Origin of the sequence: Paenarthrobacter ureafaciens, assembly GCF_004028095.1 — a bacterium.
In the GTDB taxonomy this organism is placed as follows: domain Bacteria; phylum Actinomycetota; class Actinomycetes; order Actinomycetales; family Micrococcaceae; genus Arthrobacter; species Arthrobacter ureafaciens.
Window position 1 is genome coordinate 1308921 of record NZ_SBHM01000007.1, and the last position, 26365, is coordinate 1335285.

General features: G+C 60.9%; 20 protein-coding genes. 7 read left to right on the forward strand and 13 right to left on the reverse strand.

What is annotated here, in order from left to right:
• The first annotated feature begins 60 nt into the window (after nucleotides 1–60).
• Nucleotides 61–666 (forward strand): NAD(P)-dependent oxidoreductase, encoded by a 606-nt coding sequence (locus AUR_RS10415; RefSeq protein ID WP_021473148.1) that lies wholly within the window; start codon nucleotides 61–63, stop codon nucleotides 664–666.
• A gap of 3 nt (nucleotides 667–669) precedes the next feature.
• Here AUR_RS10415 and AUR_RS10420 read toward each other — a convergent pair whose 3' ends face one another.
• The 5 genes from AUR_RS10420 to AUR_RS10435 all read right to left on the reverse strand — a co-directional run bounded on the left by AUR_RS10420 (nucleotide 670) and on the right by AUR_RS10435 (nucleotide 6592).
• Entirely contained in the window at nucleotides 670–2115 is a 1446-nt protein-coding gene (locus AUR_RS10420) for a phytoene desaturase family protein (RefSeq protein ID WP_062098898.1), read from the reverse strand.
• A complete protein-coding gene (locus tag AUR_RS10425; RefSeq protein WP_179011281.1) occupies nucleotides 2108–3598 on the reverse strand; it encodes a glycosyltransferase family 87 protein in 1491 nt (496 codons plus the stop codon). The genes AUR_RS10420 and AUR_RS10425 overlap by 8 nt, the downstream gene beginning before the upstream one ends.
• Before the next feature lie 214 nt (nucleotides 3599–3812).
• Nucleotides 3813–3953 carry a hypothetical protein gene (locus AUR_RS20285; RefSeq protein WP_164888676.1) on the reverse strand — a complete coding sequence of 47 codons (141 nt, stop codon included), beginning with the start codon at nucleotides 3951–3953 and terminating at the stop codon, nucleotides 3813–3815.
• Nucleotides 3954–4546: 593 nt separating this feature from the next.
• Nucleotides 4547–5125, reverse strand: a complete 579-nt coding sequence (locus tag AUR_RS10430; RefSeq protein ID WP_021473152.1) for a histidine phosphatase family protein — start codon at nucleotides 5123–5125, stop codon at nucleotides 4547–4549.
• Nucleotides 5126–6592, reverse strand: a complete 1467-nt coding sequence (locus AUR_RS10435) for a CCA tRNA nucleotidyltransferase (RefSeq protein WP_021473153.1) — start codon at nucleotides 6590–6592, stop codon at nucleotides 5126–5128. It lies immediately after the preceding gene.
• 184 nt (nucleotides 6593–6776) lie between these two features.
• On the opposite strand from AUR_RS10435, the gene AUR_RS10440 reads away from it, so the two are divergent.
• The 5 genes from AUR_RS10440 to trxA all read left to right on the forward strand — a co-directional run bounded on the left by AUR_RS10440 (nucleotide 6777) and on the right by trxA (nucleotide 12617).
• Nucleotides 6777–7280, forward strand: a complete 504-nt coding sequence (locus tag AUR_RS10440) for an NUDIX hydrolase (RefSeq protein WP_021473154.1) — start codon at nucleotides 6777–6779, stop codon at nucleotides 7278–7280.
• Nucleotides 7281–7307: 27 nt separating this feature from the next.
• The gene (gene murJ, locus AUR_RS10445) at nucleotides 7308–9326 is read left to right on the forward strand and encodes a murein biosynthesis integral membrane protein MurJ (protein WP_062098900.1); all 2019 of its coding nucleotides are present in this window, start codon (nucleotides 7308–7310) and stop codon (nucleotides 9324–9326) included.
• A gap of 141 nt (nucleotides 9327–9467) precedes the next feature.
• Nucleotides 9468–11063 carry a hypothetical protein gene (locus tag AUR_RS10450; protein ID WP_021473156.1) on the forward strand — a complete coding sequence of 532 codons (1596 nt, stop codon included), beginning with the start codon at nucleotides 9468–9470 and terminating at the stop codon, nucleotides 11061–11063.
• 239 nt (nucleotides 11064–11302) lie between these two features.
• Complete coding sequence (gene trxB, locus AUR_RS10455; RefSeq protein ID WP_062098902.1) at nucleotides 11303–12259, forward strand: thioredoxin-disulfide reductase; 957 nt, start codon at nucleotides 11303–11305, stop codon at nucleotides 12257–12259.
• A 31-nt stretch (nucleotides 12260–12290) separates the two neighbouring features.
• A complete protein-coding gene (gene trxA, locus AUR_RS10460; RefSeq protein ID WP_021473158.1) occupies nucleotides 12291–12617 on the forward strand; it encodes a thioredoxin in 327 nt (108 codons plus the stop codon).
• 6201 nt (nucleotides 12618–18818) lie between these two features.
• On the opposite strand, the gene AUR_RS10465 is transcribed toward trxA, so the two are convergent.
• The 8 genes from AUR_RS10465 to rpmH all read right to left on the reverse strand — a co-directional run bounded on the left by AUR_RS10465 (nucleotide 18819) and on the right by rpmH (nucleotide 24459).
• Nucleotides 18819–20063: a ParB/RepB/Spo0J family partition protein gene (locus AUR_RS10465; RefSeq protein ID WP_062098903.1), complete on the reverse strand. Its 1245-nt coding sequence runs from the start codon at nucleotides 20061–20063 to the stop codon at nucleotides 18819–18821.
• A 67-nt stretch (nucleotides 20064–20130) separates the two neighbouring features.
• Nucleotides 20131–21015 (reverse strand): ParA family protein, encoded by an 885-nt coding sequence (locus AUR_RS10470; protein ID WP_031216754.1) that lies wholly within the window; start codon nucleotides 21013–21015, stop codon nucleotides 20131–20133.
• Nucleotides 21016–21270: 255 nt separating this feature from the next.
• Entirely contained in the window at nucleotides 21271–21921 is a 651-nt protein-coding gene (gene rsmG, locus AUR_RS10475; RefSeq protein ID WP_062098905.1) for a 16S rRNA (guanine(527)-N(7))-methyltransferase RsmG, read from the reverse strand.
• A gap of 6 nt (nucleotides 21922–21927) precedes the next feature.
• Complete coding sequence (locus AUR_RS10480; protein ID WP_062098906.1) at nucleotides 21928–22467, reverse strand: Jag family protein; 540 nt, start codon at nucleotides 22465–22467, stop codon at nucleotides 21928–21930.
• Nucleotides 22467–23438 (reverse strand): membrane protein insertase YidC, encoded by a 972-nt coding sequence (gene yidC / locus AUR_RS10485; protein WP_021473163.1) that lies wholly within the window; start codon nucleotides 23436–23438, stop codon nucleotides 22467–22469. The genes AUR_RS10480 and yidC overlap by 1 nt, the downstream gene beginning before the upstream one ends.
• Before the next feature lie 16 nt (nucleotides 23439–23454).
• Complete coding sequence (gene yidD, locus AUR_RS10490) at nucleotides 23455–23805, reverse strand: membrane protein insertion efficiency factor YidD (protein WP_225740089.1); 351 nt, start codon at nucleotides 23803–23805, stop codon at nucleotides 23455–23457.
• A gap of 58 nt (nucleotides 23806–23863) precedes the next feature.
• A complete protein-coding gene (gene rnpA, locus AUR_RS10495) occupies nucleotides 23864–24280 on the reverse strand; it encodes a ribonuclease P protein component (RefSeq protein WP_082694617.1) in 417 nt (138 codons plus the stop codon).
• Between the two features lie 41 nt (nucleotides 24281–24321).
• The gene (gene rpmH, locus AUR_RS10500) at nucleotides 24322–24459 is read right to left on the reverse strand and encodes a 50S ribosomal protein L34 (protein ID WP_011776797.1); all 138 of its coding nucleotides are present in this window, start codon (nucleotides 24457–24459) and stop codon (nucleotides 24322–24324) included.
• A gap of 465 nt (nucleotides 24460–24924) precedes the next feature.
• Between rpmH and dnaA the strand changes: the two genes are divergently transcribed.
• A complete protein-coding gene (gene dnaA, locus AUR_RS10505) occupies nucleotides 24925–26346 on the forward strand; it encodes a chromosomal replication initiator protein DnaA (RefSeq protein ID WP_021473165.1) in 1422 nt (473 codons plus the stop codon).
• Nucleotides 26347–26365: the final 19 nt, after the last annotated feature.

Consider the following 26365-nt stretch of genomic DNA (forward strand, 5'->3'; position numbering starts at 1 on the left):
AGCTATCAGTATCAGAAAGATACTTTTGGTTCATCACCAGCTTAGCAACCGAGGAGAGCTATGAAAATCGCAGTATATGGCGCAAGCGGAATGGTCGGCAGCGAGATCGTCAAGGAGTCCCTCAGCCGTGGTCATGACGTCACGGCCATCTCCCGCAGTGGCACCGAAGTCCCCGGAGCCACCTCGAAGGCCGCCGACCAAGCTGACAGCCAGGCGTTTTCCACAGTGGCCAGGGACCACGACGTCGTTGTGCTGGCGACGGGCCCCAGCCGCACCGGCGGCGACCACGCCGAGTGGCTCGAGGCCATGTCCACGGCCTACAGCAACGCCGCGGGCACCCGCCTGATGATCGTTGGCGGTGCCGGCACGCTCGAGGTGGACGGGGTCCGCCTGCTCGACTCACCTGAGTTCCCCGAAGCTTACAAAGCCGAGGCCACTACCGCAGCGAAAGCACTGGAGGTAGTCCGTGAGGCACCGGAAGAACTCGACTGGACTGTCCTTGCTCCCGCCCCGGTGATCCAGCCGGGAGAACGCACAGGCGCATACAAGGTGGCCAGGGATACACCGGCCGGAGCGTCCATCTCCTCGCAGGATTACGCAGTCGCGATGCTGGACGAGATCGAGTCTCCGAGCCACCGCCGCACCCGGTTCACCGCAGCAAACTAACCGTCAGGACACCAGGCCAAGCCCGGGTACGCGTTTATTGAATATGTCCTTAAGGGCATATTTGGCGGCGTTGTATCCGGGCATGCCGGTGACGCCCGGTCCCGGGGACGTGGAGGAGGAACACAGGTACACCCCGGGAAGGGGAGTGCGCCACGGGACGGGGGAGACTACGGGCCTTCGAAGGAGTCCCAGCAGGTCCATCTGCCCCGCACTGAAGTCCCCACCCACGTAGTTGCGGTTGTAGTCGGCCAGTTCCACCGCCGTCGTGGTCTTTGATGCCACCACCACATCCCGGAAGCCGGGGGCGTAGCGTTCGATGCGGGAGATGACGGCCTCACCCATGTCCACGGTGGAACCCTTGGGCACGTGGCAGTAGGTCCACAGGATGTGCTTTCCCCGGGGTGCCCGCGATGAATCGAACAGCGATGGCTGGGAGGCCAGGACGTAGGGTTCGCCGGGATGCTTTCCCATGGCCACGAGGTTCTCGGATTCAGCCATTGCGGTCCTGGATCCGCCCACGTGGACCGTTCCTGCCTTCGCCAGGGCAGCATCGCGCCAAGGAACGGGTGCGGAAAGAATGAAGTCCACTTTGCAGGCGGCATTTCCGAAACGGAATGCTTCCAAGGCACGCCGGTACCTGTCCGGCACCTCGGATCCACCCAGGCGAAGCAGCGCAGGCGCCGCCACATCAAGCAGGATGGCCTGGGCCGGACGCACCTGGTCCAGTGACTCCACAGCCTGTCCCGTATGGATGGTTCCGCCGTGCGCCACCACGTCATCGGCCATGGCCTGTGCGATGGAGGCCGACCCTCCCGTCGGAATGACCCAACCACCGGCGTGGGCCAACACAGCCAGCATCAGGCCGGCACCGGTAGCGGTCAGGGCGGGCAATGCCGAGACTGCATGCGCCATGACGCCCGTCAGCAGGGCCGGTGCTGCGTCCTCGCGGAAGCGCCGGTTCCAGAGCGGCGAACCCTGATCCAGGGTTGCGAGTCCCAACTGCACAGCTGCCAGGGGATCGCGCGGCACACGCAGCAGCTGGTAGGACGTAAAGTCCACTATTCCGTCCACGCGGTTCAGCAGCGGCTCAAGCAGGCGCCGGTAGGCCGCACCGTCGTTGCCGAGTTCCAACGCAGTACGCTCCAGCGATTGGTACGCCACCGCGGCACCTCCTGAATCCAGCGGCGTACCATGCTGCACTTCAGGGACCACCAGCTCAACGCGTTTGGCAAGCTCGAAGTCCTTGAAGAACGGCGATGCAACAGCCATCGGATGCACCGCCGAGCAGACATCATGGAAATGCCCCGGCTCGATCAGCTCGGAGGTCCTTGTGCCACCCCCGATCGTGGCACCCGCTTCGTAGACGTGTACGTCCAAACCGGCCCGGGCCATCACCACAGCAGCAGCAAGACCGTTGGGACCGGAACCTACGACGGCGACATCAACCATCGCTGCCCACCTCCACTGATCGGGGTTCTTTGCGGGACCACGGACGTACCGATAGCGATGGATGCCGGAGGTTGACCCTCAACCAGTCCTTGGCGCCGTTGAACGGACCACCGTGGGGATCGTCGTCTCCGTGGCTCCGCAGGGGATCCTGCGACGGGTCCAGGACGTCCATGACGACCCGTGCCATCAGGTACGCAGTCACGGCCATGTGCAGGATGACGGCCAGGACGTACGCGGACATATCGATATTGTGCTGGGCTGCGCCGCCACTGGTTGCCTGCCCGAGGTACATCCAGATGGCCCCCCAGTGCAGGGCTTCTGCTGCCTGCCAGATCAGGAAGTCACGCCAGCGGGGCCTGGCCAGTGCCAAGAGGGGAATAAGCCAGATGACGAACTGCGGGGAGTAAACCTTGTTGGTCAGGATGAAGGCACCCACGATCAGGAAGGCCAGCTGGGCGAGCCTTGGCCTCCGGGTGGCTGTCAACGCCAGCATGCCGACCAGGACACACGCAACAATGAACAGGTTCAACGCCAGGGAATTAATGGTGGAGGCGGTGAGCTGGGTCCATTGCAGCCTCTCCGCCGCCAGGTTGTAGGCGAACCAGGGAGAGCTATAGCCGGCCGGCCGGTCCTGCGTGAATTCGAAGAAGTACTGCCACCCGGACGGGTTCATCGCGGCAATGGGAAGGTTGACCGCAAGCCAGGCGGCAAGCGCCGCACCCGCGGTGGTGAAGAATGTCCGCAGCTTCCCGCTCCGGATGGCGAGCACCAAAACCGCCCCGAGAATCAGGACCGGATAGAGCTTGGTGGCGGTCCCCAAGCCGATGCAGATGCCTGCCAGGACGGGTTTGTTCCGCGAGAACAGGAACATGGCCAAGGCAAGTAGTCCGACCGCCCACATATCCCAGTTAATGAACCCGGCCAGGATGATGCCGGGCGCCACGGCCACCATGGCGGCGTCCCAAGGCCGCCGTTTGTTCATGCGCGCTGTCAGCAACACGGTGACGATCCAGATGGCTACGATCAGCGTGGCGTTGACATCGAAGTACCCCAGGATGCGTTCCGGCCCTGGACCATTGCCCGGAACCACCAGGGCAGTGAGCCCCGCGATGATTCCCATCAGGACCGGATACTCAAACAAGCTTCCCTGGGTAAAGAAGGGAAAAACGCCGTCTCCGAGGCCGCGGTTCTTGAACAGTTCGGGGAAGTCGGAGTAGCAGGTGGCGTAGAACTGTGACGGTGTTTCCCAGCCGTTGACGCGGCAATAGTCTTTGGCCAGCACAGCGATCAAGGCGGCGACCACGGTCAGGATGACAAGGACCCGCTCAACGGTGAACGGCCCGGGGGAGACCTCGCCGGGGGCAGAGTGGCGGCCCATGGGTCCACCAACTACTTCGGTGAAGTTGCGGAGCAGGGAATCGTTGCGGCTGGGAACCACAAAGCGGGCACGTTTTCGCTGCTGGTGCGGCTTCGTCTCCTGCATGAGTCGAGCTTACAGTCCGGCCGGGCGGGGGCGTCACCGCGTGGACCACGCTTCGATCGGTCGACGCCGGTCCGTCAGTCACTTCCCCGCGCCCGGAATGCACTTCCTGGACAGGCTTCCTTAAAAGGGGGAAGCCCACGCGTAGCCGCGTGGGCTTCCCGGGGTTCGGCATGAGCGTACGCCATGGGAGCTCCTTTGCAGTGGCTGAACGATGTCAGCGGATGAGTCCCATCTGGTGCAGGACCACGTAAACGTCTTCGCGGTGTTGATCCAGCAACTGACCGTTAAACAGGGTGCGGTTCTTGGGAGCATCGCTGCTCTTGTGAACTCGCAGGTCTTCGGGGCGTTTTGCCATCAGATTCACCTCCTTTCATTGTTTGTTCAGTATTTGGGCATGCCAATTAGAGCCTTTGAATTCACAAAAGAATCCGGGCATCATTGGGCAGAAAATATCCCAAATGGATTAAAAGGGAGAGCGGACTAATTCAGGAGCCGGAGGAGGAATTGCATGCAAAGGCCGGCAATCACCCAACAAGAAGCTGGTTCTGAACTATGGGGAAACTGCGTACCCGGCTTCCGGGCTCCGCTCATGGGAACAACGCACTGCTGTCCCCCCGGGATGCAGGGACAGGATCCAATCTCCGCCGGCGTCAACGCCGGTCCGGTAGATCTTTAGTGCCGGTGATTCCGAAGACGGCGCGCGACAACAGCAGAGGCCGGGGCAGCAATGAAAGTCATCTTCCATCCGCTAGTCAAAGTAATCATTTTCCCAACCTCCTTCTCTGGCCGTTGCCGACCTGTCATGGCCTTCAACCGGACTGACTAACCCGGGAAAGCACGCCGCGTTCCCGGCAAGACGCTCTGGGAACAAGATTCAAGGTACAGCAGCACCGACATAAATACCAGCAGGAATTGGGAAATTCCCAAAATTATTTGGAAATTCTTTCCTCAGAGGCCCCAGCGGATAATCGCCGGTGTCCGCTTGTCCCACCCAAGAGTGCATACCTTCGCGGTTCCCAACAGGAAATGCCGCCCTTCTTTGGCGTCCATTTCCAGCCAACGGGCGGTCAGGATGCGGGAGAAGTGGCCGTGCGCAACCACCAGGACATTGTCCATTCCGGATTCAAGGACCCTGCCGATGATTTTGTCGGCCCGGGCAGCCACCTCGTCCAGGGTTTCCCCGTTGGGCACGCCGTCGGTCCAGATGAGGTAGTCCGGGTTGTCCTTGCGGATGAGGTCGGAGCTGATGCCCTCGTAATCCCCATAATTCCACTCCACGGCCAAGGGCTCGTGGACTGCGTCCGGAAAGCCGGCCAACTCCGCGGTACGCCGGGCGCGGCGCAACGGTGACGTGAGCACCAGGTCGAAGTCGATGCCTTCCAACACCTTGCGCGCCTCGACGGCCTGCTGCTCGCCCTCCACCGTCAGGGGAAGGTCCGTCAACCCGGTGTACTGGCCGCTCTTGGACCATTCAGTCTCGCCATGGCGAAGGATCCACAGTTGCGGGCGCGGGGAGATCGCGTTCAATTAGGACTCCTCTGTTTCGGTTGAAGGTTCGACGACGGCGGACTCCGGCTGTTCCTGCCACCATGCCAGAAGCTTGGACTCGGCTTCCTCGGGAGCGAGCGGCCCGTGCTCCATGCGTTCCTCAAGGAGGAACTTGTAAGCCCGCCCAACCACGGGTCCGGGCTTGAGTCCCAGGAGCGCCATGATTTGTGCACCGTCAAGATCGGGACGGATGGCAGCCAGGGATTCCTGTTCCAACAGGGCGGCTATCCGCTGTTCGAGGTCGTCGTACGCGAAGGCCAGACGGTCGGCCTTGCGCTGGTTGCGCGTGGTGACGTCGGATCGGGTCAGCCGGTGGAGTCGTTCCAAATGGGGTCCGGCGTCGGTCACGTAGCGGCGGACGGCGGAATCGGTCCATCCGGCGTCGCCGTATCCGTAGAAGCGCATATGGAGTTCAACCAGGCGTGCCACCGCTTTAATGGTGTCGTTGTCGAACCGCAGGGCCTTCATCCGCTTGGCCGTCAGCTTGGCACCTACTACGTCGTGGTGGCGGAAGCTCACCGCGCCGCCGGGTTCGAAGCGGCGCGTAGCCGGCTTGCCGACGTCGTGCATCAAGGCCGCAAACCTCAGCACGAAGTCGGGTCCGGGCACGGCTCCGTCCCGGTCCGTTTCCAGGGCCGCTGCTTGCTCCAGGACTTGCAGCGAGTGCTGGTATACGTCCTTGTGACGGTGGTGCTCATCGGATTCAAGCCGCAAGGCGGAGACCTCAGGGAGCACGAACTCGGCCAGTCCCGTGTCCACCAACAAATCCACGCCAACCCGCGGATGGGCGCCGTTGATGAGCTTGACCAGTTCGTCGCGAACGCGTTCTGCGGAAATGATCTTGATCCGTTCAGCCATGTGGGTCATGGCGTGCCGGACGTCATCGTGGACGGAAACCCCCAGCTGGGATGCAAAGCGGGCAGCGCGCATCATCCTCAGCGGATCATCCGAGAAGGAGGCCTCCGGCGCGCCCGGGGTGGAGAGTTCGGAAGCGTGCAGGTCGCGTACGCCGCCAAAGGGATCCACGAGTTCCAGGCTCGGGAGCCGCAGGGCCATGGCGTTGATAGTGAAGTCCCGGCGCAGGAGGTCATCGGTCAGCGAGTTGCCGAACGCCACCACGGGCTTGCGGGAGTCGGGATCGTAGGCCTCCGCGCGGTAGGTGGTGACCTCGATCTGGAAGCCGTCCTTCCTCATCCCGATCGTGCCGAACGCCCGTCCGATCTCCCAGAAGTTATCTGCCCACTTCTTGATGACCGAGATGGTCTGGTCCGGTGTTGCATCGGTAGTGAAGTCGAGATCGGGGGAGGTCCGGCCGAGGAACAGGTCACGCACAGGCCCACCGACCAAGGACAGCTCGAATCCGGCATCGACAAAGCGCTGCCCGAGGTCGAGCACCACCGGATCGATGGTGAAGTTAACAGAAGAGCTGTCCAATACGTGCGCCATAGTCCCTTAAGCTTGGCAGATTTTTGGGCCGCATTGGGCCAGACCAGGCGTCAAATGCAACCGCCGTCGTTTCCAGTCCATCTTGCGGCCATGTCCCGGTCATCACTCCCGGGCAAGAGTCGTTAGAGTGGACTTCATGGCCAACCCGATCCCGAGCGCTCCTGGCAGGAGGACAAACGCACCGTTGCCGTCGGCAATCGGAGCGCACGTCGCGCCTGCCCCGCAGCACCCGGTCCAGGCCTCGCTTCCCACCGTTGAGGAAATCTCGGCCGGTGGCGTCGTAGTAGATACGTCCGACGGCGAACTGAGGGTTGCGATTATCGCCCGCCTTAATAGGGGTGGCCGGCTTGAATGGTGCCTGCCGAAGGGACACCCTGAGGGCCGGGAGAACAATGAGGAAGCCGCTGTCCGCGAGATCGCGGAGGAGACCGGCATCGAGGGCAGCATCCTGGCCCCGCTGGGAAGCATCGATTATTGGTTCACTGTGAGTGGCCACCGCGTCCACAAGACCGTCCATCACTTCCTCCTGCGGGCAACGGGCGGGGAACTGACCATTGAGAACGATCCGGACCAGGAAGCGGTGGACGCAGCATGGGTTCCTATTCAGGAACTGGCACGCAAACTGTCGTTCCCCAATGAGCGCCGCATTGCCGATCTGGCACGGGAAGTGCTGCCGGAACACCTCTGAGCCCCTCGACGTGGGACGATAAAGGCGATGTCTGAAGCCAAAACCACCCAGTCCGTTCAATCCGGTGAAGCCCGTTCCAGCGCCATTATGGCGGCTGGAACCTTGGTCTCCCGGGTCCTTGGCTTCGCCAAAACCTGGATGCTGGCCGCCGCCCTGGGCCTCGGATCCACGGTCACTGACACGTTCATCAACGCGAACAACCTGCCCAACCTGATCTTCCTCCTGGTAGCCGGCGGTGTCTTCAACGCCGTCCTGGTTCCCCAGATCATCAAGGCCAGCAAAGCCCCCGACCGTGGAGCGGACTACCTCAGCCGGCTCCTGACCCTCGCGGTGCTGCTCCTGCTCGCCCTCACGGCGCTCGTCACATTGGCTGCGCCGCTGGTCATCGAACTCACTACCCAGGGCTACTCGGAACAACAAAAGGCACTGGCTGTCACTTTTGCGTTCTGGTGCCTGCCGCAGATCTTCTTCTATGGCCTGTACGCACTCCTGACGCAGGTACTGAACGCGCACGGCGCCTTCGGACCTGCCATGTGGGCGCCGATCCTCAACAACCTCGTAGCCATCGCCGGCTTGGGGATGTTCATCTGGCTCCTCGGCGCCAACGCCACCAATCCGCACACCCTGGACAACTGGGGCCCCACGCAGACTTTCCTTGTGGCAGGGTTCTCCACCATCGGCGTCGTGGCCCAAACAGCCATCCTGATGATCCCTGTCATTCGCTTGAAGCTTGGCCTCAGGCCCCGCTTCGGTTGGCGTGGCGTGGGACTTGGCCAGGCCGCCAAGTTGAGCGTCTGGACGCTGCTGACCGCCGCCGTCGGGCAGTTGGCCTTCCTGTACGTCATGAAGGTGGCCACCATCCCCGGCGCCGAGCGTTTGCGCCTTGCCAATGCGGGGGAGACCACCGCGGCCTCCACGCTTCCCGGTAACGCCATCCTCGAAGTCGCCAGCCAGTTGTACCTGCTGCCGCACTCCATCATCGCGCTGTCCCTGGCCACTGTCCTCTTTAACCGCATGACCCGGGCGTCCCAGGACGGGAACAAGGACGAACTGCGTGACGCCCTTTCCCACGGTCTTCGGACCATGGCAGTCGCTACGGTCTTCGGGGCGCTGGCGCTGTTCGCGCTTGCCGGACCACTGGGCATGTTCTTCTCCGGCGGTGAACCCCAGGACGGCGTCATGCTGGCGCAGACCCTCACTATCCTGGCACTCAGCACGCCGTTCATGAGCGCGAACTTCATGATGTCGCGCGTCTTCTATGCCAACGAGGACGCCCGCACGCCCCTCTACGTCCAGTTGTTGTTGGCCGTGGTCTACGTGGTGGGGGCCTTCGTCATCCAGTTCCTGCCCGTCGGCCAGATCATCTACGCGATCGCCGTCCTATATACCTTGGGCAACATACTTTCCGTCGTGATCAGCGTCGTCTTCCTTCGCCGCATGCTGGGCCACCTCGACGGTCCGCGCATTGCCAATTCCTATATCCGCATGGGTTACGCGGGATTGGGATCCGCCCTGGCAGGCGCTTTGGCCCTGTGGCTCCTGGGCAGCTACCGTGCCGACGGTTTTGCGTGGAGCAGCCGCCCCGCCGCAGTGGTGACGGTGGTCGTCGTCGGGCCTGTCATGTTGGTTGCCTACCTCCTGCTGTTGAAGGCCTTCCGGGTCACCGAACTGCGCGACCTCATGCGACCGCTCCTGGGACGCTTCGGCCGCGGCGTGCCCGTCAGTGCTGGTGGACGGGACCAGGAACAAGAAAGCACGACGCCGGCACGCGCCACGGTTTCCGACGATACCGGCCTGATTCCACGCATCTCGGGCGAGTTCGACGCCGCATCCTTCCGCGCCGGGCCGGCTGTGGAACCACAACAGTCGGCTGAACAGCACCCTGAAGTGCCGGGGGCCTCCGAGTATCTTCCGGACGAGGACGTACCCAGCACCGCTAAGGGCGGACGGTTCCGTCCGCAGGTGCCGCTCCCGGGGCGCAGGACTTACCAAGGGGAGGCCGGGCAGAATCCCTACTTCCCGTCCGAGGACCAAGGAAGCAAGTAAACCGGTGCCGTCAACACGGGCGCCGGGTGGCTATCGGCTAGGCTAGAAACGAATATTGGTAGTTGCAAAAGCGGTTCGGCCCGGCTCAGTGGGCGTGCCGCCTGCAGGACCCGCAGCTCCCGGACAGCCTAGGAGGAACACGTGTCCCACCCGATCGACGTCGGATCAGTGCTTGGCGGCCGCTATAAAGTCACAGCCACCGTATTGACCTCGCATGACCAAGATCTGGTGCTCGACGGCGTCGACCAGGTTCTCAACCGTCCCGTGAGCATTCTTGTTGCCGGGCCGGGAAACGCAGAGCAGGTAGCCCAGAGCGCACGGGAAGTGGCTACGGGGGAACGTCCTGGCCACGTGCAGATCCTGGACCTCGGCGTCAGCGACAACACCACCTACCTGATCACCAACCACAGTACGGCTCCGGATCTCCTGGACCTGGTGGTTGCCACCAACCCCCCGTACGTTGAGCCGTTCTTCACCGAAACCCTCGGCAGCGAAATCTTCGGCCAGTCCCGTACCTACGAGCCCGAAACCTATGACGGCCTCTACGAGGACGACGAGCACGAGGCCGAATACATCCAATATGACCGCGATGGCTACCCCATCCACCGGGAGGGTGACGCAGAAGTTCCTGCCGCGCCCGCAGTTCCGCCGAGGCCTGAGGCCAGCCCGGGGTCCGCAAAGGGTTTTGGGGCCAAGATCGCTGCCGCGGCTGCCGGAGCGGGAGCAGCAGGAGCCGCTGCCGCTGCTGCCCTGAAGCAGGCAGGTACCAAGAACCACGACGCCGGTGTGGCCGCTGGCGCTGCCGGGAACGGAGCCGCGGGTAACGACGTGGAGCCGCCGACCCAGGCGGTTTCTTCGCCGCCTCCTGCGCCTGTGAGCAAGCCACAGACCGCACCCCAGCCTCCCCGCGAACCGGCTGCCGAACCGAAGGTGTCACTGTGGTCCGAGGAAGACTATGGTGCTGCGGGGGGTGCTGCGGGTTCAAACACCACCGACCCCGGATATGACCGTGCGGCAAGTAGCTTCCCCGCTTCCGCCGCCGTGGTGGACGAAGACTACGATGACGAGGTTTACGAAGACGAAGCGCCCGCCAAGGAGCCGCGGTCGCTGCGCTGGCTGGTAGGTGGGCTCCTGGCTGCCGTGCTCATTGTTGGTCTGGTCCTGGCTGTCACGAACCTGGGCAGCCTCCTGCCGAGCTCCCAGCCTACGGCTGCCCAAACCACCACCGAGCCGCCGGCTACGGGCACGCAGTCCCAGGAACCGACACCGACCGAGAGCTCAGCCCCTTCGGCGCCGCCGGCCGTTGACTCGATCACCCGCCTCGGTACTTTCGACTTCGCAGCGACGTTCGACAAGGATCTGCCCAAGGCCTTCGACGGCAACGCTGCCAGCTACTGGTCCGACATGGAATTCGCTACTCCGGACTGGGGCGGACTCTCGGGGGAGATGCCGCTCGTCATCAAGCTCAAGGAACCGGCAGAGGTTAAGTCGGTTGTCCTTAACCAGCTGGGCGGATCCGGCGGCAGCATCAGCGTCTTCACCAACGACCGTCCGGCGATGGATGGCGCCAAGCTGGTGGGCACCAACAGCTTCACGTCGCCTGAGTTGACCATGCCACTGGCGGCGCCGACACAGACCCAGTACGTCATTGTGGTCATCAAGTCGCTGCCCAAGCTGGCTGCCCCCAAGACCCGGTTCGGCTACGGACTGCGGTTGGCTGAGGTCACCGTCCAGTAGCTCCACCCAACTAAGTCGCAGTAGGGGCCGTTTTGATTCGTCAGAACGGCCCCTACTGCTACCTACATTGGCGTCACCGCTTCGATTCAGCGCCCCTTCAACCGGTACCCTGAATGATGGTGGCTTTTGGGGTCCCTTCGCGTCCCCTGAAGCAACGGAATATTTGAACAGTTGCCGGGGTTGAGTCAGGTGGCTGCCCCGAAAGCCGCAGCATCGATCAGGAAAGAGGTTCACGCCACGTGAGCATTGCAGAAAACAACGCATCGCAGGTGCGTGACGTCATCATCGTAGGCTCAGGCCCGGCCGGCTACACAGCTGCCGTATACACCGCTCGCGCCAACATGAAGCCTCTGCTCATTGCCGGTTCCGTCACCGCAGGCGGCGAACTCATGAACACCACTGACGTTGAGAACTACCCTGGTTTCCCCGAGGGCATCATGGGCCCGGATCTCATGGAAAACTTCGAGAAGCAGGCCGCACGTTTCGGTACCGAGATCCTCTTCGAGGACGTCACCGCGTTGGATCTCGACGGCGACATCAAGAAGGTCACGATCGGGACGGGGGAGACCTTCCAGGCCAAGGCCATTATCCTGTCCACCGGTTCTGCCTACCGCGAGCTGGGCTTGGAGAACGAAAAGCGCCTCTCCGGCCACGGAGTCAGCTGGTGTGCAACCTGTGACGGTTTCTTCTTCAAGGACCAGGACATCGCTGTTATTGGTGGTGGCGACTCCGCAATGGAAGAAGCATTGTTCCTGACCAAGTTCGCCAAGTCCGTCACGGTGGTGCACCGTCGCGACACCCTCAAGGCTTCCAAGATCATGGCAGACCGTGCTCTTGCCCACGAGAAGATCAACTTCCTGTGGAACACCGCAGTCGAGGATGTTCTCGGCGGCGAAAAGGTCACCGGGCTGAAGCTGAAGAACGTGGTTGACGGTACTGAGTCCGAACTCGCTGTCACCGGTGTCTTCGTGGCTATCGGCAACGATCCCCGCACCGACCTGGTGAAGGGGAAGGTGGGACTGACTCCTGAGGGCACCATCGCTGTTGAGGGCCGTAGTTCACGCACGAGCATCAAGGGTGTCTTCGCTGCCGGCGACGTCATCGACCCCACGTACCGCCAGGCAATCACCGCCTCCGGCTCCGGTTGTGTAGCTGCCTTGGATGTAGAGCACTACCTGGCCGACCTGAACTCCTAAGCTTCATCGCAACCAAAAGAAGGGAAGAGTTATGAGCAACGCTAAAGACGTTACCGACGCAAGCTTCAGCACCGATGTCCTGGCTTCCGAGAAGCCTGTCATCGTTGACTTCTGGGCAGAGTGGTGCGGTCCCTGCCGCAAGCTCGGCCCGATCCTCGATGAGATCTCTGTCGAGTACGGCGACAAGGTGGACGTCGTGAAACTGAACGTAGACGACAACCCCGCCATTGCCGCCGAGTACGGCATCACTTCCATTCCCGCTGTATACCTGTTCAGCGGAGGCGAAGTGAAGAGCACCGTCATCGGCGCCAAGCCGAAGCAGTTCTTTGAAAAGGAATTCGCGGACGTACTGTCCTAGTCTTCCGGGCTCAGAAGGCCGGCGGTTCCGCTCCTACGGGAGTGGAGCCGCCGGTCTTTGATGTTTTTCTTTGAAATAAATTCACTTCGGTTTATTTTGCGTGCTCTATGCCGTGGACGAGCTTTCCCTGAGCGGTCTGGTGTTTGGATGGGTATGAGGTACCCGTATGGCGGTGAAACGCTTAGGGCGGAGCGCTTCTCAGCCACGGTGCTGCTGAATCGTGGTGGGTGGTTTCACGTGAAACGGTCCCCGCGGACGTCGAGGGCTTCGCAGTCTTTCGCCGGCTCATGAGAGTAGCTTCGTTCAGAGTTCCTGGGTCAGCCGCTGGTTCGCAAAGGTAGACCGCAGAGGATAGTCAGGGAGTGGTGATTTTCCGGTGCGCTCCTGCGGGACATTTCGACGCCATTTAGCGCCTCCCGGGGTCCGAGAACGTTCTAGGGTGCTTCAATGCCAACCGCGCTTCAGGGCCCGCGGACAGTCATGACTCGTCGACTCTTCCGTCAAGACCGGCACCAACGCGTCCTCGTGGCTCAGCTCGCGCCATTCAAATCGCTCCGCGTGGCTCGTCTCATGGGAGATCTCCTGGCTGGATCGTGGGATGCGCGCTATGCGTCTGGGCTCTAACAGAGGTGCCCCGTGCTTAAATCTTCTATGTGATGCGTCTTCCCAAAAGCACTCCAGGAATTGCTACGGCATTCCTGCAATCACTTCACCCCTTCCTCGTGGACATCCCCGACCAACGAGAAGCGTGTTATCACGTTAGGAACTAGTCAGTCAGTACCAGCCAGCTATGTGCTGCGACATCCGGTTTCACGTGAAACATACTTCTGTCTGCCGTCAGCATCGCTTCAGATCGCAGCAGAAAGAGCATCCCGCGCCGCACTCGAGCCCGAGTGACTGCTCTGGATTTCATCCCTGCCCCTAGAAATAGTCCCCAAAGGCTCTAAAACCGTCCAGAATGATAGACGAGGGGGACTCGTTTCACGTGAAACATTGCATCAACTATCCGTGTAAGCTTGAGCGCACGCTTCTAAACCGAGTAATTGGCGCTGACAACAGCGCGATCTACCTCGATCTCAGGAGAGTCCCCTGAGTCACGCGCACCCCGTCTGAACGCGGGGAATTGACCTCCACGGGCAACCGATGACTCTAAACCGGTGCCGAACGTGAGACAAATCGGAACGCGCCTGACCAAGATGCACACCAGCGCACGCGTTGCCGCGGCCGCGCCCGCCATAGCCACGCCAAGAACTACTACGCATGGACAAGCTAAGCCTCCCTTCAGGTATTCCGCAGAACCTCTACTTGGCCGCACATCGGGCCCGGCCCGTACGGTGTCTTCTGCATCGAATGCCGTGCATAGAAAGGCGACCCTCCGTACACCGCCTCGATACGTGCGCAGCAGGCAACGTGAGAGAAGGTTGCTCTCGTCGTAGCGCTGCGTCAAACCCAGTTTCCGGGTCCGTTCAAGCGCCTAGAGAGTCGGTTCCTCCGGCAGGAGAGCATCAACTGCAGCGTTTCGTGTCGAGCTGAAACAGAATCTGCTTCGTGTCTGAGACTCAGCTAGCCATGCTGATGCCACTACGAAGAGTTTTCACCCGGCTCGAAGTGGATCACGACAGCTCTACTGAGCGGCTGGGATCAGATAAACGGAACTCGGCCAGCCCGATGGTCAACGGGCGCGCCAAATCGACCACTCCTTCCCGCACCCCGCCCTGAGGGGCACGCTAGCGGAACGAAGGGGCACATGTGATGTGACGATTCCACCCAGGTATTACCCAAGGTGGGTTCCCGAGTTCCAACCGGCCCTCTCACCACCAACGAACGAGCACGAAATACCGGCACTTCCTTGAACCACGCCACCTCAATCCCTGTTTCACGTGAAACATAAGTGGACCCAGTATGCAGACTGTCGAGAGTAAACTTGTTGCGCCGCTCGGTCCCCGGTGACCTTTTCCGGATCGAACCCTGAAGTGGGGGACACCGCGCTGCCCCGCTCCAGCTTGCTCGAGCCTAAAGTACACCGGCGTTTCGGCCTTCGTATTCTGGGGCTTTACAACGGAGATGGAGGATCCGTGCGGCTGCATTCCTACCGGCTGGGCAAGGGTGAGACAACCGCCAGCACTTACGAGGACGAATTGGACGCGAGTCCTTCATCAACACCTATAGGCCGGCCCATCACGGAGCGGGCACATGTCAGAGGTGCCTTGGCCGAACTCAAGGTCAAAGAAACCGAAGGTCTCCACAGCCCTAACAGCGAACAACTCGATAGCCTCGTTCGTCGCATTGGCGGTTGAATCCCTCTGTCTCCAGAGTCGCCCTAGGGCCGGGTGTGCCCGGTCCTGATGGTGGAATGTCGCCTGTGGCGTGGCATTTCATCCACGGCTACACATTACGTGGCATCACCCGGAGCCACGTGCCAGCGCGTTGAAGTCGCGTCGAGATGTGGGCTGGGATCCGCAGCCTGCTCAGCTAGGCACTTCAGATCCGAATCGTGTGACTGCCTGCCACCCTTGTTTCACGTGAAACATCGAGAATCCGCGGAGGGGGCCACCCCTAGGAGCGGACCGTACCTTCCTTGGAGTCCCAGTTCCGGTCTTGAAGAGGTCACACAACCGTTGGCTCGCCGAGACTGCCTCCTTCAGGTCGAGATCTGTTATGAAGTACGTGGATGAGCGCAGACGAGGCCGCGTATGAGACATCCGATGATTGTGATGCGGGACAACAACTATCCTGCTCATTCCTGGTACCGCGGGTTGGGGCCACCTAGGGTTGTCGTACCGTCGTGCATTCCGCCCCCGGTCCTGCTTCATCTCCATCCATTAGCCGGGGGAGTTTCCCGGCCCCGAGGGTGAGTTCCACTTGGCAGTGGTCGTCCCTGCAGTCATTCAAGTAGGCCGGATCGCTCCGAGCTCACCCGTCCCCTGAGGCCTAGGTGGCCGCAAACACCGTATGAGTATCCACACATCGGACCCGAGTTATTCACAAGGTTATCCACAAGCTTATCCACGCGGTCTTGACGATCCGACAGATCCACCTGCCCACATGTCAGCACCGCCCTCGGTCCGCTGTATATCCGCATCGAGCTGGCCTCTGGCCCTCAGACGCGGCACTCGCCCTCAGGTGCCACAATTTTCTCAGAATACAGCTGATTTCGCCTTCACAGACGACGCAGTGCGATGCGATCTAATCTCGCAGCCTTCGATAAACGTGGACATTGAACCACGGCTGTTCGTTGAGCCCTTCCCGTCATAGCACCCCGGTGAAGACGTGCCCGGTGAGCTCACATGGACTCATGTCTTATCCCCAAGGTTATCCACAGGCTTATCCACGGCCGGACGGTATGAGCTGGCGCCATCCACATGCAGTCCTGCCGGGCTCAATGATAAGAACGAGTCTCTACTCTTCTTCACCAGATGCTGTTTCACGTGAAACATCGGAAGCAGGGCCGCGGGCTGCGGTACAGACGGCATGTACCGCCCAGTCCCGAACGCAAGCTAGTCCACGTCTACGGTCGTTAGTAGATACGCCAGGACGCTCGCATCATCTCTGCCTCATCACTGAGACCTACCTCACGACATCAGATCTTTCACGGACTCGCGTCACGCCGTCAGGCCCGCATCAAGCCGTCAGGATTGCGCCGTCGGCAAAGGAAGGTGGTAGGAGCTCTGGGACCAAGCCACAGAAGTGGGCACAATGCCGCAGCTCTCTTATGCGGAGGACGTCAGACGGGTGCGCAGGAGACACCGCCAAGCTCCAGCCCGCCCACCGCCATCGTCTGGGCACACGTAAGGCAACTAGACACATGTAGGGCATCCAGGCGGACGTCAAGCAGACGGGCAGTCGTCAAGCAGGCGGCTTTCCGCAACTCCCGGACATATCGTCTGGTCATCCGAGTACCTACGCAGCCATCCTCCGGGGGAGCGTCCACCCGAGGCTGGGCACGGTCAATGCAATATCGCATCAGACGTAGAGTCTCCCAGTATCGCGCCGCGTACCATCACTGTTCCGCGCGTTGAGAGGCGTAAGAGCGTCCGACGATTCTGGGGTCGACTCACCAAAACCCCATCATCTCTAGGCTCCAGAGAAACTCGAAGCTGCGGTTCCTCAAATAGCAATGACAGCTAATCGCTAGTAGCGCTGCTGAGGATGGTTCAGGCTAGGCGCTCTCTGGGTTGCGCCCAGCCAACTCAACGGGTCGTGCGTATCGCAGCAGCTAATCCTTAGGATTGCGCATCAGCCGCGGCCACGCCTAGGGGAGTCGCCTGCAGGGGCGCCCTAAGAAGAGACCAGTCACGCTCGGGGGAGCCGTGGCCTGTGACCAGGACCCAGCTACGCCCGGAGCCCTGCCTTGCGACTCTGAGCGGCCTTTGCACGGTCGGCTCGTACTGCACGGCCTTCTTCCGACCTCGTCGGCCCCATCCACAAAGGAGCACTCCTGCGTTCCAGGGCCTGAGGGCTGGCTCAGTCGGAGCATCGAGTCCAAAGGCTACAGCCCGAGGGATTCTCCAGCGAACTATGGTGCTTCTTACCGGCGAATCCCTGCCACGCCCAACGGCATCTCGTATCCTCACCCAGTCCTCCGCTGTCGTGGAACGGCTGGCCGCAGCCCCTCAGAGACGGTCCAACGCTCCTCTTCTAAAGAACAAATATCCCGCTACCTTCAAGCCCTTGATCGCGGATCTCAATCCCGAGCTCAAGAACCACTGTCTCCGGCTACGTTTCACGTGAAACATAGGCAGGGCTGCACTGATCGGACATTGCAGCGGACCATCAAGCAGGGGCTGCAGTACGTCGAAGGCAAGTTGCAGGCGTGGTCATACACTTCATCATCTAAGCTCTGGTAGTCCTCGGGCGAAGGTTTCACGTGAAACAGCGTCGAGGAACCCTGCTTGGTACGAGCATCCTGCACTGGCGCGTCCGGCCCCGGGATCAGCGTATGGAGTGGTTCTTCCTAGGGGCGCCTAAAAGGTGGGCGGCGTAGGTCGCCGTGAGGTTGGTCAGGAACGTCTATAGGCGTCTGGAGCACGCTTCGGGGAGACCCCAGCGATGGCTAGGGCGACGTAACTTGCAAGCTTGCAGCGTGACGTATGCGGACTTCCGAGAAGCCCCGCTCCTGGCCCTACGGTGCACTTCTCTGAACTAGCCAGCCACCGACGTCGATGTGAAGCATCCGGAGCAAATGATCCTTGCTTCACGTGAAACATATATCTGCAGAGTAGTGGCAAAGGATAGTCAGTGCGCTCTCACAGCAGTTCGGCCTCACCTCGAACCGCCCGTGACAGTAAGGATGAGCAAAAACAGGGCGTACCAGATTACGCAAGGAATCGACACACGGCAGTAGGACATGCCTGGGCAGCATGTGGGCGGATAATTGCACCTCCAGGCGCATGCCAGTGACCTCATGTCACACGATGAACAACGTTCACGCACGACAGGCTGACCCAGACTGACACAAGGAGAGGACGGCCCTCACGACAGACCTACTCTGATCAGCGTTAACAACGCAAACGGGCCGGCATAAACAAGGGGACCACCCAGCCCAACCAAGACAGCCGTCCCATCCAATAAGAAATCATCGTTGTTTCACGTGAAACGAGCGCAAAAGGCGTCCTTGGTTTCACGTGAAACGCTCATCCTCGGCGAGAGTAACTCCCGCGATGGGTGAATCAAAACTGCAGTAGCCGAGCGCAGTGTGCACTATCCGCGCCAATAGGGATCTCGAGCCCTCACGCTAGGGCACTCAGTCAGTGCATTCGCAGGAGTGAGGGCATCAACCACACTGAAGCTCGTGGAGCTAATACTTGGAACCGCCACAGGCGACCTGGATGGAGGCTCTAGGGTGGATGGACGCCTCACCCACGCCTTAGAACGCGGTCCTGGCCGCCCACAGAGCGGCTTATGCGGATTCAGCGACGCTCCGACAGCCCGATGGACCCGAGGGGCGGTTTAGGGACCTCCATGGACACACACAATCTGTCTCCTCGGAAGCTTCCGTGACGAGCGCCCAGATTGGCCCTGACGTCAAAAACCGACGGCACCTTGGATTCAACAAACGGCGTCCGCATATACCCGTTAATCCACATCACTCAAAAGCGACCCCCGGCCTGGACACACTAGGCCCCTCGTTCAGGGATGCTCGGAGACAGCAAAAGGGCCCACTCCAATGAAGTGAACCCTTTTTCCGATGATAAGGAACTTCTAGCTTTCTGCCCCAGGACTCAACACATCCATGATCCGGTTGAGATCTTCCACGCTGGCGAACTCAATGCTCACCCGTCCCTTACGGGCGCCAAGCGTGATCTTCACATTCGTATCCAGGCGATCAGACAAGGACGAGGCCAAGTAGTCCAACCGTTCGTGCCGTGCGTTGGGCTTGGGAATTGAATTCTTGGTGGGTGCGGCAGGCTCTTGGTAAAGCGCCACTGCTTCCTCTGTGGCCCTCACAGACATGCCCTCAGCCACAATCTTCTGTGCGAGCCTTTCCATCGCGGCCGCGTCCGGCAGGGACAGCAATGCGCGCGCATGCCCTGCGGACAAAACGTTGGCGGCAACCCTGCGCTGCACCAGGGGTGGAAGCTTCAGCAAGCGAAGAGTATTGGAGACCTGCGGACGGGACCGGCCGATGCGGTCAGCCAATTGTTCGTGCGTCGTTCCAAAGTCCTCAAGGAGCTGCTGGTAAGCGGCGGCTTCTTCCAAAGGATTCAGCTGGCTCCGGTGGAGGTTCTCCAGAAGTGCGTCCCGGAGGAGGTCATCATCGGTGGTGTCACGGACGATCGCAGGGATGGTGTCCAGACCGGCGGCCTGCACAGCACGCCACCGACGCTCACCCATGACCAACTCATACGGTTCTCCACCCTTTTCGGTTGAAGTACGTACAACAATTGGCTGGAGGACACCGATTTCCTTGACCGAGTGCACAAGCTCTGCCATGTCGTCCTCATCGAAGACGGAACGGGGCTGCTTTCGGTTCGGGTGAATGTCCGTGACAGGGATTTCCGCGAAACGTGCTCCCGGAACCTCCACCAGGTCGGTCTGCGGTTCAGTGGATGCGGGTGAAGCGCTTGCTTCCGGCAGGGCGGTCGTCGGGCTTTCGTCTGAAGCTTCCGGAGCAGACACCGAAGCTGCCTGCTTGGAAGAGACCGTCGAAGACGATCCTGTCGCAGCAGCCGTCTTCTTGGTCGGAGCCTTGGCATCCGATTTGGCGCTCGACTTGGACGAGCCAGTCTTCGAAACTGCTGCTCGTGTGGCCGAACCCTCTGAAGCATCGTTGCCCGCTTCCGCCGGCGCGGAAACAGATTCCGGCTCCGGAGCTTTCCGGGCATCAGGGAAGAACAGATCCACAGGACGGGACGGCGAAGCGCCAGCTCCTTGGACGCCGGCGGAGGCCGAGCTGGGAATGAGAGCCCCAAGACCCCTGCCAAGGCCTCTTCGCTTTTCGCTCATTAGTTCTTCCCTCCGATGGAATAGCCGAGCGTGGAGTAGCCCAGGCTCTTGCAGTGTTTCAAGAATTCTAGCGTTCTGCGATTTCAGCAGCGGCTTCCATGTAGGAGAGCGCGCCGCTGGACGAGGGATCGTATGTCATCACTGTTTGCTGGTAGCTCGGCGCTTCGGAGATACGCACAGACCGAGGAACTACCGCACTGAGAACCTGCTGAGGGAAGTGCTGGCGCACTTCGGAGGCGACCTGTGCCGCCAGGTTCGTCCGACCGTCATACATGGTCAGCAGGATGGTGGACACCACCAGATCAGCGTTGAGGTGCTTCTGAATCATTTCGATGTTCTTCAGCAGTTGACTCAGACCTTCCAGGGCGTAGTACTCACACTGGATGGGAATCAGTACTTCGCTGGCTGCACAGAATGCGTTCACTGTCAGCAGGCCCAGGCTGGGAGGGCAATCAATGAAGATGTAGTCGAGGCGGCCTTCGCCGTTCTTTTCGCGTTCTTTCGCGTAGACGTCGATCGCGCGGCGCAGGCGCTGTTCGCGGGCCACCAGGGACACAAGCTCGATCTCCGCGCCGGCAAGGTGGATAGTGGCCGGGGCGCAGAACAGGTTGGGGATGTCCGGGCACGGTGCCACTACGTCCTTCAGGGGAAGGTCGTTGATGAGGACGTCATAAATGCTGTCTACATCAGCATGGTGCTCGATGCCGAGGGCGGTCGAGGCGTTGCCCTGGGGATCGATGTCGATGACCAGCACATTCAGGCCGGCAGACGCGAGGGCCGCAGCGATATTGACCGTGGTGGTGGTCTTGCCGACGCCACCCTTTTGATTGGATACCGTGAAGATCCTGGTGCGCTCAGGTTTGGGCAACTGCCGTCCGATCAAACGTTCCCGCCGCCGGGTCTCGTTCGCCAACTGGCGTGCGATGGGGCTTGAATCGTCGATCGAGTCCATAACGTTGGGACCATCATCGGCCACAGTTTCACGTGAAACCGTCTTATCAACCGAATTCGTGCGAGCGGAAGCAGGCTGCAGCGTGCTCGGCGGTGTGGCAATAGACCGCGCGGACCCCAACGACATAAAAGGGGGGATCCGCTGCGTGGAGGTTTCGCTACTGCCCACTGGTCACACTCTCACTCTCATTCGGCGCTTGCTGCCGTTCTCTAGCCTAACTGCTCAGCCGCCGACACGCGGGAAACCAAGCGGTGGCTAAGCTGTCTTTCCGGGCTTGTTGACGATGATCCTCACCACGGTGGTGGGTTCCTCCAAAAGCTCCTGTCCGCACACCACAACCGACGTTTCTACGCCGCCAAGCTTACGAATAACCTTCTTGGCCTTCTCGATCTCCTCGGCTGCGCTGCGCCCCTTAATGGCCACGACCTCGCCCTTTCCGTTGAGCAACGGAATGGTAAGGCCAGCCAAATTGCTCAGGGCAGAGACGGCGCGGGCGGTCACAACGTCCGCGTTAACCAGACCCACTGCAAGCTCGGCACGGGTACGCATCACGGTGACGTTGTCGAGTCCAAGATCGTCAACAACTTCCTGGAGCCAAATCACACGGCGTTCCAGTGGCTCAATCAGGGTGAGCTCGAGATCAGGACGTGCAATGGCCAGACACAGGCCGGGAAGTCCAGCCCCGGAACCGACGTCGGCCACGTGACTGTCTTTTGCGATCGCGGACTCAATGACGGCACAGTTCAGCACATGCCGACCCCACAGACGCGGAACTTCCCGGGGACCGATGAGGCCGCGTTCAATGCCGGAGGTGGCCAAATGTTCAACGTAGCGCTTGGCAAGATCCAGGCGCTCCCCGAAGATCTTCTCGGCCGCCTGCAGTTCTGTCGCGGAGATTTCTACCATGGGCCGTTAGTCAGCCGAAACCACGATGTGACGTCCGGCGCCCTCGCCTTCGGATTCGGAAACGAATCCGAGGTCGGCGACGGCGTCGTGGACAATTTTGCGCTCGTACGCGCTCATCGGTTCCAGCGCAACGGTTCCACCGTTCTCTTTCACCTTGGCAACTGCGTCCTCTGCGATCTGCTGAAGGACCCCGGCGCGGTGCTTGCGGTATCCGTTGATGTCCAGCACCAACCGGGAGCGGCTATCGGTAGCGGAAAGTACGGAGAGGCGGGCCAGCTCCTGCAGGGCCTCGAGTACTTCACCGTCACGGCCTACAAGGCTTTCCAGCGCGGGTGATTCCTCTTCCGCGGCAATGGAGATGTAGGTCCGGCCATTGCGGACCTCGATGTCGATGTCACCGTCGATGTCTGCGATGTCGAGGAGTTCCTCGAGGTAGTCGGCGGCAATATCGCCTTCCTCTTCCAAACGGCTGGCCGTCTTGGACGGGGTCTCTTCCTGGGCCTCAGTCACGGCGTCGGTTATTTCCTCGGTGCTCTCAGCAGACATTACTTCTTCTTCCTGTTCTTACGTTGCGGCTGGACGCGCTGCGCCCGTGCCTCGGCGGCAGCAGCGGCGGCGGCAGCCTCGGCGTCGTCGTTCTTCTTGCCGGCCAGCGGCGGCAGGCCCTTGGCAGCGCGGCGTTCCTCCAGCGCCTTGGCGGCGGGGGAACCCGGGGTGGGCATACGGCGGATGACGAAGAACTGCTGGCCCATGGTCCAGAGGTTGGTGGTGGTCCAGTAAATGAGGACACCGATCGGGAAGTTGATACCACCGATGCCGAAGACGAGCGGCAGGATGTAGAGCATCATCTTCTGCTGGCGCATGAACGGGCTGGCGAGTGCTTCCTCGGACATGTTCTTGGCCATGATCTGCTTCTGCGTGATGAACTGCGATGCAGTCATGGCAAGGATCATGATGATGGACAGCACCCACACAGCAACTGCGCTGCCGCTGCCGCTGGGGTCGCCGTGCAGCAGGGAAGCGGACAGCGGTGCACCAAAGATGCTCGACTGGTCGAACTGCACTACCTGCTCGTGGCTCATGGCACCAATGCCCTGGCCGGCCTTGGCGTTGGTGGAGATCCCGGACAGCACCTGGAACAGGGCGAAGAAGAACGGCATCTGGATCAGCATCGGCAAGCACGCGGAGAACGGGTTTGTGCCGTGCTTCTTGTACAGGGCCATCTGCTCCTGCGCCATCGCCTGGCGGCTGAGCTGGTCTGTTTTGCCCTTGTATTTGGTCTGCAGTTTCTTCAAGTCGGGCTGCAGGAGCTGCATGCCGCGCTGGGCTTTGATCTGCTTGACGAAAACAGGGATCAGGGCGGCACGGATAACCAGCACCAGACCAATGATGGACAGGGTCCAGGTCCAGCCGTTCGCTGCGGGCATTCCAAGGAAGCTCAGTCCCTCGTGGAAGCCAACCATGATGATTGACACCAGCCACTTGAACGGAAACATGATTGTTTCAAAGAAGTCCATACGATATCCCTATTCGTCAGGCCGCCGGGCGGCCTTCTTCATCAGCCTGAGCAGCCAGGAACTGGTCCGGGTTGTTCAGTACAACAATTGTGGGCGTCCGGCCTTCCGGCCAATGACGGTGGCCGGCGGGGACATGGTCCACTCCACCGGCATTCCAAGGGTGGCATTTGGCGAGCCTTTTGGCTGCGAGCCAGCTGCCCTTCACGGCGCCGTGCACCGTGACCGCCTCCAGCGCATAGGCCGAACACGACGGGAAGAAACGGCATACCTGGCCGTACAGGGGCGAAACCACCTTGCGGTAGGCCTTCAGCAGGAGAATGAGGACGTTCCGAGGCAGGTCCCAAACAAACCGGCCGACTGTGGCCAACCAGGTTGGAGCGGGAACCTCGTTCCCGGGGTCGCCGGAGGAAGGAACGACGGCGGCACTATGGTGATGCACGCGGTGTCCCTTCCGTAGTGGTGCCGTTGCGGTCCTGCGAAGCGTTGCGTGGAGCTGAGCCACCCAATCGCTTCGTCGTCACTGCCAATGCGGCGTTGTAATCATTCAGCAACTGCTCCCAGCTGGCGGTTGCAGCTGCCGGCAGTGCACGGACTACGACCGCCAGGCCCGTTCCATGCGTTTGCAAGGACAGCGCGCCTGCTTCTCTCAGTCTCCTCTTAACGAGGTTCCTGGTCACGGCGTTCCCGACGGCTTTGGAGACAATGAAGCCGATACGACTCGGCTCCCCGGCCCCGATAGGAGCCGTATATAACACTAAGTTCCGGCGTCCATTACGGACGCCGGAACGTACAGTTGTTGAAAAGTCGGTAGACGTCCGAAGGCGGTTTGGGGTGGCTAGCACCGACGAACCCCCGAGAGGACCCTGGCCGACAAGTCAGTTATTTAAGCCGACAGCTCGACGCGGCCCTTGCCGCGACGGGCAGCCAGGATGGCGCGGCCGGCACGGGTGCGCATACGAAGGCGGAAGCCGTGCTTCTTGGCCCGACGGCGGTTATTCGGCTGAAAAGTCCGCTTGCTCACGTTAGTTACTCCAGTGGATCAAAGGTGCGCCCACCCGATCAAAAGGGGAAGAACTGGCCGACGCTAAGTTTTGTATGTGGCCGCCGCCGCTGCCTCTCGCACGGTAAACGTACGGAGATGCAACTGATCTCAAAAGCGGACACAAAGGACTTCACAACGTTAGGGCAAAAATAGACCCCCAGTCAAACCGGAGGGCCGCCCTGAAGCTGTCCACAACTGTGGCAAACGACTGGCATCAGCCTGTGGATGAACTGGCTCACAGCCACCGATCGGGAACAACAACGGTGTAATTATCCACAAGCAACTTCCCAGCTATCTTCTAGAGAAATCATCCCCTAGAGTGGCTCAGTAGCCCATTGTCCACCCGCTGTGCATAACTCTGTGGATTAATCCATGGAACACGTACCAGCCGGATGCCCTTCGGCTGCCAGCAACGCAGGCAAGCAAGTATTTAGGAACACATTGATGACAGTAGACGAAGCCAACCACGCCAATACTGTCGGAAGTTCCTGGCGCCGGGTGCTGAGCCTGCTGGAACAAGATGACCGGGTATCTCCCCGACAGCGCGGTTTCGTCATCCTCGCCCAGGCCCAGGGCCTGATCGGTTCCACCCTGTTGGTGGCCGTTCCCAACGAGCTCACCCGCGAAGTCCTTCAGACGCAGGTCAAGGACGCTCTGGATGATGCCCTGCGCAATGTCTTCTCCGATGACATCCGCTGCGCGATCGACGTTGATACCGATCTGGTGCCGGTCCACGAGGAGCCGGAACCCGCCGTCGAGCTTTCCCCTGTCCCGGACCTGGCCGCGGAGCCGAAGCCGCAGCCGACTCCTCCCAGCACCTCCCATGAATTCGGACGCCTGAACCCGAAGTACATTTTCGATACTTTCGTGATCGGTTCATCCAACCGCTTTGCCCATGCGGCAGCCGTTGCCGTAGCCGAAGCGCCCGCGAAGGCCTATAACCCGCTCTTCATCTATGGAGACTCGGGCCTGGGCAAGACCCACCTGCTGCACGCCATCGGCCACTATGCCCGGCGCCTCTACAGCGGCATCCGCGTCCGCTACGTCAACTCCGAAGAGTTCACCAACGACTTCATCAACTCCATCCGTGATGATGAAGGCACCAGCTTCAAGACCACGTACCGGAACGTGGATGTGCTGCTGATCGATGACATCCAGTTCCTGGCCGGCAAGGACCGTACGCAGGAAGAGTTCTTCCACACGTTCAACGCCCTGCACAACGCCAACAAGCAGGTGGTCATCACCTCGGACCAGCCGCCCAAGATGCTGGCAGGGTTCGAAGACCGGATGACTTCACGGTTTGAATGGGGTCTCCTCACGGACATCCAGCCGCCTGAACTCGAAACACGCATCGCCATCCTCCGCAAGAAGGGCCTGAGCGAGGGTCTTTCAGCGCCGGACGATGCCTTGGAGTACATCGCGTCCAAGATTTCCAGCAACATCCGTGAGCTCGAAGGTGCGCTCATCCGCGTTACCGCCTTCGCCAGCCTGAACCGGCAGCCGGTGGATGTGGCATTGGCTGAGATGGTCCTCAAGGACCTGATCACTGACGACGGCGCCCAGGAAATCACTGCGAAGCAGATCCTCGACCAGACAGCTGACTACTTCAAACTCAGCATGGAAGAGCTCTGCAGCAAGTCCCGGACCCGCACACTGGTGACGGCCCGGCAGATCGCCATGTACCTCTGCCGTGAGCTGACAGACATGTCCCTGCCCAAGATCGGACAGGAACTGGGCGGACGCGACCACACCACCGTCATCCACGCCGATCGCAAGATTCGCGAACTGATGGCCGAGCGCCGTGTGATTTACAACCAGGTCACCGAGCTGACCAACCGCATCAAGCAGCAGCAGCGCGACTCCTGAATCCACAGACGTTCCGCGC